Raw genomic sequence first — 12,474 nt, 5'->3', positions numbered from 1 at the left:
CGCCCCCACTTTGGCGTGGGCATGGAGCAAAAGCCTCCTTTGGCCGTCTTGCGCCATTTGGGGTATACTGGGGATGAGCATATCGCCTTGCTACCACCTATCCTGCTCGACCCAATTAGTACCGAACTGCTGCTCGCTTGTGACAAAGAGGCTGGTAACGATCTATTGGCCACTTACACGTGGGAACTAAAACACTCCCTAACTCTACCGCTCAAATTGGTTGACAACGAGCAGTATTCGCAGGATAATGTAGCCACATACGTGTACAAGGCAGGCCAATGAGAGATCAGAAAGCAAAGCAGCAGGGAGTTAAACGGCGGGATTTCATCAAGATGACAGCGGGCGCAGCCCTCGTGCTTTTCTTGCCAGGGTGTCGCCGCACTATCTTGACCCCATCCTCTTTGCCAGCTCCAACCGGTTGGATTGATACACAATGCTATAAAAAGGCACCACCTTGGCGGATTGGACGCTCCGCGCGAGGTGACTTGTCACCTTGGCTGGTCATGCTAAGCGCCCATATCGAGTACGGTATCAAGGAGAAATATAAGGGGCGCTTCAGAGAATATTTTTCCATCCCTGCTAATTGGGATCCCAACAAGCAGATTCAGGACATCCAAAAGTTGCTGGCAAAGGACATTGACCTGCTCCTGATTGACCCACTCGACCACGCCGTGGTAGCCGCAGGCCTGAGGGAGGCAATGGACAAGGGCATTCCAGTTATCCTGCTCTCCAGCACTGTGCAGAATGCTCCCTATGTCAGCTTGGTTACCACGAACGAAGAAGAACGAGGCACCATCTGTGCCGACTGGCTCTGTCGTGTAGTCCCCAACGGAAACGTGGCGATCCTGGTGAGCGAACCCGCAGCTGGTGACAAAAAGGCATGGCAAAGGGGTGTTCATCATTATTTGGATGCACAACCCCACATACGGCGGGTTAAAGAAACAACATGCTTCTGGTCAAGCACTGCAGCAAAAGAAGCCATGAGCGCAGTCTTGAACCAGTTTTCTGCCATAGATGGGGTGTTGGTCAACAACGGAGTGGTAGCACAAGGAGTTGCCCAAGCGTTTGTGGAGGTCGGTAGAGCGATTCCACCCATCGCTGGTGCAGACGATTGGAACGGCTGGTTGCGCATGGCCAAAGAGCATGGTGTGCGTTTCATTGGACTAACAGGCGGAGCCAATCTGGGGCTGCGTTGCGTTGATCTGGCAACGGAAGTGCTGACCGGCAACCCTGTTCCGGCTTATGTGGAATTCCCTTACGAGATGTTCGATGAGAGCGCAATAGACCGCTATTATCACCCAGACTTGAGCGATCACTACTGGGCTGTGCACGACCTACCCGATACATGGATCGAGAAGATGTTCAAGCCATAAAACAGCGCCTGAAGCCTTGTGGTTCTGGTTTCATCCCTTTGACAGATTGGTGTATAATGGCAAAAAGCTTCGGAGGGCAATGATGCAACTCGAAGAATTGATCCAGGTTGCCAGGGGAGAAATCGAAGTTGATCTGTTACTCAAGAACGCACGCGTTATCAATGTATTCTCCGGCACCATTCATCCTGCTGATGTAGCCATCCATCACACTCGCGTGGTTGGCCTGGGCGACTATCGTGCCCGCCAAGTGATTGACCTACAGGGGCAATATCTATGCCCTGGTTTCATAGACGGACATGTGCATATTGAGAGCTCCATGCTACGTGTACCCGAGTTCGCCAGGGTGGTCGTACCGCAAGGCACAACTACTGTGATCTGTGACCCCCACGAGATTGCCAATGTACTTGGACTAGATGGCATCCGCTACATCCTGGAATCCAGCAAGTACACTCCCTTCAGCGTGTATGTCATGTTGCCCTCTTGTGTGCCTGCTACAGATATGGAAACTGCTGGTTCCAAGCTGACGGCAGAGGACATTGCCGCCATGTTGGGCAGCGAGTGGGTGCTGGGCCTAGGTGAAGTAATGAACTACCCAGGCGTGATCTTCCGTGACTGGGAGATACTGAACAAAATTAGAGTAGCCAGTGGCAGGGTGATCGATGGCCACGCACCAGGCCTGTCAGGACGGGACCTGTGCGCTTATGTGGCCGCAGGAATCGGCTCCGATCACGAGTGTACTACCGTTGAGGAAGCGCAAGAGAAGCTTCAACTAGGCATGCATATCATGATCCGCGAGGGAACCACCGCACGCAACCTGGAGAGCCTGCTGCCCTTGGTCACGAGGAGCAATGCTAGCAACTGCATGTTTGTAACCGACGATCGGCACCTTCCTGACTTGCTTAATGAAGGACATATGAACTTTGTCATCCGCAAAGCCATCCAACTCGGTTTGGATCCCGTTATTGCAATTCAGATGGCAACCATCAATACAGCGCGCTATTTTGAGCTCAAGGACAAGGGGGCGATTGCGCCAGGCATGCGGGCTGATTTAGTCGTGCTGGATAATCTGAGCGATTTCAACGTGCAGATGGTTTTTCGCAGCGGACAGTTGGTGGCAAAGGAAGGCAAACTATTACCCCTGGCTCAAAAACCAAAGGATGTACCTCTGCGTAGTTCAATGAACATCAACTGGAGCACTGCCAACGATCTGAAACTGCCTGTAGCTGGCAAATGGGTCAAGGTGATCGGCATTGTCCCCCATGAAATCGTGACCGAAAGCCTTCTGGAAGAAGTCAAAAGCAAGGATGGCTTCGCCATAGCAGATGTGGAGCGGGACATACTCAAGATGGCCGTGATCGAACGCCATCTGGCTTCAGGAAACATCGGGCTAGGTTTTGTCAAGGGACTGAAACTCCTGCGAGGAGCATTGGCTTCTTCTGTTGCACATGATTCGCACAACCTCGTGGTTGTAGGTACCAATGATGAAGACATGCTGCTTGCAGCCCACGAAGTGGAGCGCTTGCGCGGGGGACTTGTAGCCGTGGCGGATGGGCAAGTGCTGGCTTCACTGCCCTTGCCCATTGCAGGGCTCATGTCCGATCGTCCCTATGAAGAAGTCAATGCAGCTCTGAACAAGCTGCTCACCGTGGCGCACGATCTGGGCTCAGATCTACACGATCCCTTCATGACCTTGTCATTCCTAGCTTTGCCCGTTATCCCCGCTTTGAAGCTCACTGACAAGGGATTGGTTGACGTTACACAGTTCAAGTTCGTGCCATTGTTTGAGGATTGAGCATGTAATCCGCTGTCCTAATCGCCACGCAGAACGGGTCTGGTCAAACAAGTTGGGCCACCTTCTGCCTTGAGCGAGATTTCGTTACCCGGGAAAGGGAATGCCTGACACCCCATTTCTTCCAGTCTTCGTTTGGTGACCGGGTTACCTTCCAGCACGACACATTGACGGGGAGCAAGCGCCAGCACATTGGGTCCCATGGTTTGAAACTCCTCATCAGGGACCTCCACGAAGCGGAAGCCACGTCTGGTCAGGTATTGCCAAAACGGCACAGGTAGCAGAGGAAGGTAGGCTACCGCCAAATCGTGATCAATCAGGCTAATGAGCGACATCAGATGCAGACAGGCTTCTGCCCCTCCCCAATAGGGCAGTGGGACGGGAATCAGCTCAACCCCCAGGCCCTGCAGAGCTTCCTGCAGTTGTCTATACCCTTCTGCATTGGTGCGGAAACCTTGTCCTACAGCCAGGGTATCGTGATCCAGCCAGAGCAGGTCTCCACCCTCTGCCTGCGCTTCACCATGCAAGGCGTAGAGTATGGGCACTCCTAGTTTCTTGAAGCAGCGCGCCATGGCTGCTTCTTCGCCTTCACGCAACGCTTTGCCCATTTTCAGAATCACGGCTCCCCTATCAGTGACAATCGCCGGATCGTGGACAAAGATCGCATCAGCATGATCAGGCAGGAATTCTTCGTGATAGACCACCTCTACCCCTGCTTGGCGCAGTATCGCGACAAGGGCATCATGCTCTTGGCAAGCTATCTCCCAATCAGGGCGATCCTTATAATGCCAGCGCAAAGGATCAGCTGTAGCAAAAGCGCGATCCGGTCGCCTGACCACTACCTTGCGCAGAGGTTCGACCATACTTTGACTGCCAAAGCTTCTCATTGGCATACTCCTGCTATCTGCTGAGGATCTCCCCAGCCACATTGCACCTGCGCTGGTTGAAATGATCGCAGGCAGCAACAGGACTCTCCTCCAGGGTCAATCCGAATTCGCGCAGTATACGGTACAGATGACAGAGCGGCAATCCCATGACATTGGCATAGCAACCTTCAATGCGTCCCACTGGGGCAAAATCAGCGTATTGAATGGCATACGAACCTGCCTTGTCCAAAGGATCGCCACTGGCCACGTAGGTGGCAATCTCTTCATCGCTATAATTTCGCATCCAGACCGTGCTCTGCGCTAATTCGGTGCGCATACGCTCGGATGATGCATCGAGCACGGTCACAGCACTAAAGACTTTATGAGGTCGTGCTCTCAGGTGACGCAGCATTGACACTGCATCGGCAGGGCTTTTCGGTTTGCCTAATACCTCTCCATCCAAATAGACTGCCGTGTCTGCAGCTACAATCAGACCTTGCTGTACCCCAGCCCGTGCTGCATGCGCCTTAGCCTGCGCGAGACGGGCTACCATCGTCGCAGCATCCTCGCCCTCATGATTCACCTCCTCCACTTCGGCTGGATGTACGACAAAAGGCAAACCCAGGAGAGCCAATAGCGCCCTGCGCCTGGGCGAGCTAGAAGCAAGGATCAATGTCAGTTCAGCATGACGGTTGAATGCACACATTGGCAAGATTATAGCGAGGCAGCCATAGCCAAGTCAAATGCGCGGCCTTTCTACTCTGTGTAGGTCACAGTCCGCGCAAAGCTATACCCGGACTGTGGGTCATCCTGAGTGAAGAGAGGAATCTGACTTCCCTTTTTTAACTCTGAGTGAATCAGAATAACAAAGCCGGGTTTGCAGGAATGCCCAAACTCAGATGACTGCATTGCTAAATTATCCCTCTTCGACTATAATTATCCTGGAGGTTGCCTGTGACCAATCGCGAGGTGGCTGACCTGCTGCGGCTTATCGCCGACATGCTGGAAATCAAGGGCGAGGTTGTTTACAAGGCGTTGGCCTATCGCAAGGCAGCAGACAATATCGAAGCCTTGGGTCGCGATATCAATGAGCTATGGCGCCAGGGCAAGCTGCGCGAAATCCCTGGCGTTGGCGAGGCACTGGAAAAGAAGCTCGATGAGTTGCTCAGCACCGGGCGTATGAGCTACTATGAGGAGCTTCAGGAAGAAATCCCTATTGGCGTAGTCAGTCTGCTGAGCATTCCCGATGTAGGTCCGAAAACGGCAAAACTCCTTTGGGAGAAATTGGGAGCAATGAGTGTGGCCGACGTGGAGCGCGCTGCCCGTGCAGGACAACTGCGCCATCTGCCCGGCTTGGGCATCCGTTCCGAGCAACGCATCCTAGAAGGTATTGAATCGCTCTATCGCCGCACGACGCGCATCCCGCTGGGTGTAGCCTGGCCTGTGGCTAGTGAATTGGCCCGGGCTTTGCGTCAGGAATTGGGCATTGACACAGTGGAGCCTGTAGGCAGTCTGCGACGGATGAAAGATACAGTCGGCGATATCGATCTCTTAGCTGCTTGTGCAGAACCTGAACGAGCTACCGCCGCTTTTGTCCGATTGCCACAGGTGGCAGAGATTCTCTCACATGGCCCCACCCGCGCCAGCGTCATCCTGCACAATGGCTTGCAGGTGGACATTCGTGCTTTGAGACCGGAACACTATGGCTCTTTGTTACAGTATTTCACCGGTAGCAAAGAGCACAACGTAGCACTGCGGACACTGGCCTTGAGCAAAGGCCTCAGCCTCAGCGAATATGGCTTCAAGCAGGGTGATCAGGAGCTGCTTTGTCCGCGCGAAGAGGATGTCTACCACGCCCTCGGCCTGCCTTGGATACCACCTGAGCTGCGCGAAGACCGGGGAGAAGTGCAAGCCGCCCAGCAAGGCAAGCTGCCCAAGCTTATCGAACGCAGCGATATTCGTGGAGACCTTCACGTACATACCGACTGGAGCGATGCGGTGGCCACCCTGTCCGAAATGGCTTATGCGGCGCAGAAACTGGGCTACGAATACCTAGTGATCTCTGACCATACGCAAAGCCTCGGGGTAGCCAGAGGATTGGATGTAGCCAGGCTGAGACAGCAATGGGCGGAAATTGAAAAGTTGAATGAGGGCTTTTCGGGCTTTCGCTTGCTGCACGGGGCTGAGGTAGAAATACGCGGCGATGGCACGCTCGATTTCCCTGACGAGGTGCTACGTGAGTTGGATGTGGTGATTGCTTCTGTCCACAGCGGCTTGCGGCAGGACAAGGAGACTATCACTGCCCGCGTTGTACGCGCCATGCGCAACCCTCATGTGGACATCATCGGGCACCCCTCAGGTCGTCTGTTGGGGCAAAGAGAAGCAGCCAACGTGGACCTCGATATGCTGTTGCAGGTAGCAGCAGAGACCAACACTATCCTAGAAGTAAATGCCACGCCCAATCGCTTGGATTTGGATGATATCCATATTCGGCAAGCCATCCAATTGGGAGTGCAATTGGCTATCAACACTGATGCGCACAGCGTGAATGGGCTTGAAGTAATGGAATACGGCGTGGCTGCGGCGCGCCGGGGTTGGGCTGAGGCTTGCCATATCGTGAATACACTGCCTTTAGCGCAGCTTCTCGAGCGATTTGCACTGAAAGAGCGTAAAGCAAAGCGCTAATGACAGGTACTTGCCGTAGTTAGTGTAGAAAGATCCTGGCACAAAGCGCTACTAACGAACGTCTTACAAACATAAAGGAGAACATCTATGTCACCCGACGCAGTGCGCACAGAAGGAACGCCCGAAGAAAGGCAGACACGGCGCAGGGCACCGTGAGGATTGCAGCGTGCACCTGCGTGGCAGGTGCTTGTTGCTTTGGCTTTGGTCATAGCCGCTGTCATTGGTCTGTGCCAGGTCACTGGGCTTGCTGGTAGGTTGAAATCGCGCCCTCCTGCACCAACAGCTACACCTACGCTGCTGCCTACTTTCACCCCACTCCCAACCTGGACCGCAACTTTTACGCCTATGCCTACCGCTACCCCTACACCGCAACCTCAACTTATGCCTGGAGGGCGGGCAGTGGTCCAGGGCACCGGGGCGCAACAACTTCGCCTCCGTGCAGGGCCAGGCCTGACAGCGGAGATATTGCAGTTGCTGCCGGACGAAACACAATTGAATGTGATAGAGGGGCCAGAGTTAGCTGATGGCCACAAATGGTGGAAGGTACAGACGGTCGATGGGCTCGTCGGTTGGGTAGCTGGCGACTGGCTTGTTCCCCTAGTTCCCTAGCTCCCATATACTGCTCTTCATTCGCGTCCGATCGCGATGACGCTGCACGGTAAGATGAAGGAGGCGGTTTCCATGTACAAACGGGCTTGGTTCCGGAGTTTGCTGCTGTTATTGCTTGTGCTGGCGATGGCTAGTTGTGCATTGTTGCAGCAATATAAGCAGGAGCTGTGGCCCTCCACTTTGGCTACTCCAACCACAGCAGTGATTCTGACGCAGGGTCAGATCCGTGACGCAATCACCAAGTTGCCTATTGTGGCAGCAAGGTTGCAGGCGGGCACCGTTACGGCGCTGAGCGATGTGGAGGGTGCTTTCTGCATACCTTCGCTCGGCGAGGAGATGATCACCATCACAGCAGCAGGCTACGAGACGGCACAAATCCGTCCCCGTGCCGGTTTCCCTCTTGTGGTGGATCTGATACCTGATGCTTCTACTACTTTTCAAATCATTTACAATTACGAGAGACAACATGAATTTGGACGGCAGTACGAGCTGCTACATCCTGACGTTCAAATCTTGTTTAGCCGTGAGGAATTCATCCGTTACATGGAACAGCAGCGGCCATATGACCTCATTGATTTTTCCGTTGGCCCCGTGGATATGCTTGCGTCCGGCGTAATGCTAGGCAAGGTCTATAACGACGTCGCCCAGGTACGTGTGCAGGCTACAGTGCGGTCCAATGGGCGGATCATGCAGCGATCTTGGTTAGGCTACGCAGCCAAGGCAGGGGGGCTATGGCGATGGTTCCGTGGTCCTCTGCTCTGGCCCACACTCACGCCTGTATCCACAGATACTCCTACGCCGACAGCGACACCTACTCAGATTCCGACATCGCCTCCACGATCAACGAACACCCCAATCCTCACGGCTGTTGCCAGCCCTACGCCGTACGAACCCATTTCGCCTGGCAGTCAGGCAGTCGTCATTAGCGATGTAGCTGGATTGCATACGGGAACAGGTGAGGAATATGCTGTGATCTTGGGCATGCCGCGCGGAACCAAGGTGCTGGCGCTCGAGTGGCCGCGATGGGTAGATGGAGTACCTTGGTACCGGGTGCAAGTTGTAGGTACAAGTCATACCGGTTGGTGCAAGGGCTCCAATCTCGCGGCGTTGCTGGCTGTGACGACGCCAACGATTCCACCTGCGACACCGACAGCTCGGCCAGTTACACCTGCTGTGCAAATCATGCCGCGCATCGCATTCACTAGCGAACGTGATGGCGACCAAGAAGTCTATGTGATGAATGCAGATGGTTCGGATTTGCGCAATCTGACCCTGAACCCAGCGCAGGATGGAAACCCCAGTTGGTCTCCAACGCATGACCGCCTGGCCTTTGTCTCCGATCGCACTGGAAACAGCGATATCTTCCTTATGAATGCTGATGGCAGTGGTGTGGTGCAGATCACTTTCAGCCCTGCGGATGAAATTCATCCCGCCTGGTCGCCCAATGGAGCATTCATTGCTTATGTATCCAATGAGGATGGCGACTGGGAGATCTTTGTGATGAACGCCACTGGCGGAGGCGCGATGCAACTGACTCACAACACTGCATGGGATAGTTATCCCTCCTGGAGCCCCGATAGCCAGAAGATGGTTTTCACTTCAGAGCGCGATGGCAATTATGAGCTATACTTATATGATCTGACCAGCTACACCGAGACGCGCCTGACCGACCATCCGGCTTCTGATGCTTTCCCTGCCTGGTCACCAACTGGTCAAGAGATTGCTTTCACTTCAGCGCGAGATGGGGCGTTGGAGCTTTACCTTCTTGACTTGGTAGCTATCCCGCAAAGGATCACACGCCTGACCTACACGGTGCCTGCGAGTGCCGCAAACCGCTATCCTAGTTGGGCAAATGACGGCAATTGGCTGGCCTTCACGTCCTGGCGCGATGGCAATGCGGAAATTTACATCGTACGTCGCGATGGGTGGTGGCTACGCAACCTGACTATGCATCCAGCAGCAGATGAATTTCCTGCCTGGGCTGATTGATGCGCTGGGAAAAATCAGTATATAAGGAAGGGCTTAATAACTTGCTGCTACAGGGAGGTGAGATCATGACATGCAGGAAACGACTGGAGAAGATGTTTCGGGAAGCAGGAGTCAAGTTCAGTGTATCGAAACATGCGGAAATCTATAGCGCACAGCGTCTGGCTGCTCTGTTGCATATTCCAGGGGAGCAGATGGCTAAGGTAGTCATGGTAAAAGCAGATGAGGAATGGGTCATGCTGGTGCTTCCAGCGCCATACAGGCTCGATTTCTCCAAGGTGAAGAAGGTGCTCAAAGCAAAGGATGTACGCCTCGCCAAAGAGGAGGAATTCGCTGGGCTGTTCCCGGATTGCGAGGTAGGAGCCATGCCGCCCTTTGGTAGCCTCTACAATCTGCGTCTCTGCGTTGATCGCACGCTCACTACCCAGCCAGAAATCGCCTTTCCCGCTGGCTCGCATCGCGAGATTATGCGCATAGCGTACGCTGATTTCGAACGGATTGCCCAGCCTATAGTGGGGGATTTCAGCACCCAGTAGTTCGGCGTAAGCACTCCTTTTTCAGATCGAAAAGAGGGGCAGGTTCTTGCCTTGCCCCTCGATTTTTCTAACCATGTGAAAAAGGTTTATGCTTGCCTGCAACGCAAGCTGAGGAATCTGGGTTACTGATTATCGCTCTGACTCCTAATAGAACAGTTGCGCCAGCTCGATCAGGTCTGGATCCACTTCCCTTCTTTTGTCCGCAACTTCCTCCAATGGCACATCCGTGATCTTGTCACCTTGCAGAGCAACCATGCGCCCGAATTTGCCTTGCTTGATTAGATCAACGGCATAGACGCCCATGCGGGTGGCAAGCACGCGGTCGAAAACGGTCGGTGAGCCTCCACGTTGCAGATGTCCCAATACCACGAAGCGGGTCTCGAAGCCAGTGCGTTCTTCAATTGCGGTAGCCACGGTAGAGGCAAGGCCGCGTAGATCCAGCCGAATATGGCCAAATTCATCTTTGCGCTTTTCAGCTTCTGCTTCCTCTGTGTAGATTTCCGCGATATTGGCTGCTTCTGCGACCACGACAATGCTGAACTTTTTGCCCATCGCCCAACGACGCTTGATATGCTCGCATACTGCCGCGATGCTGGACGGCTTTTCCGGCGTAAGGATGTAATCAGCGCCACCAGCCAGGCCTCCCATTACCGCTACCCAGCCCGTATAGCGCCCCATTACTTCAACCACGATGACGCGATGATGCGCTTCAGCAGTCGAGTGCAATTTGTCCAGTGCATCGGCCACCGTTGTCACTGCCGTGTTGAAGCCAATGCAGTAATCTGTGCCAGGCACATCATTGTCCATTGTTTTGGGAATACCCACCGCAGGCAAGCCGCGTTTGGTTAGTTGGGCACAAACGCCCAACGTATCATCTCCACCAATCGCTACTACCGCGTCAAGCCCAAATTTCTGGGCATTTTCGAGAGCTTTCTCAATATCCCCGGGCTTTTTGGCTAGGTTCGTGCGCGATGAGCCCAAGATGGTTCCGCCCCGGTGCAGGATGCCAGAGACATCCGAGCGCTCTAAAGGTTTGATAATGCCGTCGCGAAGACCTTTCCAGCCATCGTGGATGCCGTAGACTTCCCAGCCATACTCAAAGGCACGCCTGGCTACCGCGCGAATGGCGGCGTTGAGCCCAGGCACATCGCCTCCGCCAGTTAAAACTCCAATCCGCATGTATTCCCTCCTCTTGTTCTTCCTGTACAACTACCAGTATACTCGGTCCTGTTTTCGCTATTCCGCAGCACCGAGTTCCGCACTGCGAAATTGCTTGGGAAAACTGCGAAACCCCCCACTTGAATCAATTACGCCCGCGCTTCCAAAGAGCCGAATCTTTTCACGCACGGCTTCCTTCACGTACTCTCGGCTAAGGGTCAAGAACTTGCGCGGGTCCACTTCGTCAGGATATTTTGCCACTGCTTCCCTCAGTCCACGTGTGAACGCTTGGTTGAGGTAGGTGGCCACGTTGATCTTGCAGATACCGTGTTGGATAGCTTCGAGGAAGCTCTCGGTCTTGACCCCTGACGAGCCATGTAGCACCAATGGCGTGTGCGGAATCTGTTCGTGGATTGCTTTTATCCGTGCGATATCCAGTTCTGCCTCTTGCACCTTCATGGCATGGACAGAACCACAAGCTACAGCCAGTGAATCTGCGCCGGTAAGTTCGATGAACTCCTTGGATTGATAAGGATCGGTCATCAACGCGCAGATTTCCTCGTAAGATAGCTTCTCGGTTGACTGAGCAACCCGGCCTAATTCCGCTTCCACCGGGATGCCGGCGATATGTGCGATTTCAACGACTTTCTTGGTCGTAGCGACATTCACCTCAAATGGCTGCTTGGAGCCATCGTACATCAGGGATGTGAAGCCAGCTCGCAGGCAGAGCACGTTCTGTTCAAAGTCGTACCCATGATCCAGGTGCAGCACAACCGGCACAGTAACCAGGCTGGCCGCAGTTTTTACCATGCTGGCGGCAAACTCTAGCCCAGCGTAACGGATTGCCCCCTGGCTCACTTGCAGGATGACCGGGGCTCGCTCTTCTTCGGCTGCCTCCACAATAGCCTGCACCTGCTCCATATTGTTAGCATTAAAAGCTCCAACAGCGAAGTGATTCTCTAAAGCAGTTAATAGAATTTCTCTACTAGTTACCAGAGGCATCCTCTCCTCCTCGTAGCGTAAAATACGGGGCTATGTTCGTAGCCCCGTTGGCATCATCGCCACTTGTTGTATTCGCCATGCCGAAGGTGGGATTCGAACCCACACAGGGTTAACCCCCAGCGGTTTTTGAGACCGCCGCGTATACCATTCCGCCACTTCGGCATGCACTTATAGTATAAGAAAATTATGGCGTTTAGTCAAATTATTCGCGTTGGGGATATTGAAAAAGACCCATTTGTCACGCTGAGGCGTGTCCGAAGCATCTCGACAATACAGACCATGAGATTCTTCGCTTCGCTCAGAACGACGCTCAAGACCTTCTCGATTCCCTCGTCGTGTTGTAAGTGTAAGTGGCCAATAGATCGTTACCAGCCTCTTTGTCACAAGCGAGCAGCAGGTCGGTACTAATTGGGTCGAGCAGGATAGGTGGTAGCAAGGCGATATGCTCATCCCCAGTATACCCCAAATGG

The 12,474-nt window shown here is 53.8% G+C and carries 12 protein-coding genes and 1 tRNA gene; 7 read left to right on the top strand and 6 right to left on the bottom strand.

Translation table 11 applies throughout. The features are described 5' to 3' along the window. The 3 genes from H5T67_12470 to ade form a co-directional block, all read left to right on the top strand. A partial coding sequence (locus tag H5T67_12470) for a hypothetical protein (protein ID MBC7246118.1) occupies positions 1-282 on the top strand: 282 nt, incomplete at its 5' end. Further along, complete coding sequence (locus H5T67_12465; GenBank protein ID MBC7246117.1) at positions 279-1,373, top strand: substrate-binding domain-containing protein; 1,095 nt, start codon at positions 279-281, stop codon at positions 1,371-1,373. The genes H5T67_12470 and H5T67_12465, both read left to right, overlap by 4 nt. An 82-nt stretch (positions 1,374-1,455) precedes the next feature. Next, positions 1,456-3,165 carry an adenine deaminase gene (ade, locus tag H5T67_12460; protein ID MBC7246116.1) on the top strand — a complete coding sequence of 570 codons (1,710 nt, stop codon included), beginning with the start codon at positions 1,456-1,458 and terminating at the stop codon, positions 3,163-3,165. Positions 3,166-3,182: 17 nt separating this feature from the next. Here ade and H5T67_12455 read toward each other — a convergent pair whose 3' ends face one another. Both H5T67_12455 and maf read right to left on the bottom strand, forming a co-directional pair. Next, complete coding sequence (locus H5T67_12455; protein ID MBC7246115.1) at positions 3,183-4,049, bottom strand: amidinotransferase; 867 nt, start codon at positions 4,047-4,049, stop codon at positions 3,183-3,185. Between the two features lie 13 nt (positions 4,050-4,062). Beyond that, positions 4,063-4,662 carry a septum formation protein Maf gene (gene maf, locus H5T67_12450; protein ID MBC7246114.1) on the bottom strand — a complete coding sequence of 200 codons (600 nt, stop codon included), beginning with the start codon at positions 4,660-4,662 and terminating at the stop codon, positions 4,063-4,065. Positions 4,663-4,982: 320 nt separating this feature from the next. Between maf and polX the strand changes: the two genes are divergently transcribed. From polX to H5T67_12430, 4 genes are all read left to right on the top strand, one after another. Continuing rightward, positions 4,983-6,713, top strand: a complete 1,731-nt coding sequence (polX, locus tag H5T67_12445; protein MBC7246113.1) for a DNA polymerase/3'-5' exonuclease PolX — start codon at positions 4,983-4,985, stop codon at positions 6,711-6,713. 195 nt (positions 6,714-6,908) lie between these two features. Next, a complete protein-coding gene (locus tag H5T67_12440) occupies positions 6,909-7,322 on the top strand; it encodes an SH3 domain-containing protein (GenBank protein ID MBC7246112.1) in 414 nt (137 codons plus the stop codon). Positions 7,323-7,394: 72 nt separating this feature from the next. Next, positions 7,395-9,311, top strand: a complete 1,917-nt coding sequence (locus H5T67_12435; protein ID MBC7246111.1) for a PD40 domain-containing protein — start codon at positions 7,395-7,397, stop codon at positions 9,309-9,311. A 65-nt stretch (positions 9,312-9,376) separates the two neighbouring features. Next, positions 9,377-9,844 (top strand): YbaK/EbsC family protein, encoded by a 468-nt coding sequence (locus tag H5T67_12430; GenBank protein ID MBC7246110.1) that lies wholly within the window; start codon positions 9,377-9,379, stop codon positions 9,842-9,844. 144 nt (positions 9,845-9,988) lie between these two features. Here H5T67_12430 and H5T67_12425 read toward each other — a convergent pair whose 3' ends face one another. The 4 genes from H5T67_12425 to H5T67_12410 all read right to left on the bottom strand — a co-directional run. Continuing rightward, the gene (locus H5T67_12425; GenBank protein ID MBC7246109.1) at positions 9,989-11,023 is read right to left on the bottom strand and encodes a 6-phosphofructokinase; all 1,035 of its coding nucleotides are present in this window, start codon (positions 11,021-11,023) and stop codon (positions 9,989-9,991) included. Positions 11,024-11,080: 57 nt separating this feature from the next. Then, positions 11,081-12,004, bottom strand: a complete 924-nt coding sequence (locus tag H5T67_12420; protein MBC7246108.1) for a ketose-bisphosphate aldolase — start codon at positions 12,002-12,004, stop codon at positions 11,081-11,083. A 78-nt stretch (positions 12,005-12,082) separates the two neighbouring features. After that, a tRNA-Leu gene (locus tag H5T67_12415) sits at positions 12,083-12,166 on the bottom strand. A 148-nt stretch (positions 12,167-12,314) separates the two neighbouring features. Beyond that, positions 12,315-12,474: hypothetical protein (locus H5T67_12410; GenBank protein MBC7246107.1), on the bottom strand; the 160-nt coding region annotated here is incomplete at its 5' end.

This window comes from Chloroflexota bacterium, from assembly GCA_014360905.1.
Classification (GTDB): Bacteria; Chloroflexota; Anaerolineae; order UBA2200; family UBA2200; genus JACIWX01.
This window is presented reverse-complemented; position numbering and strand designations above follow the sequence as displayed.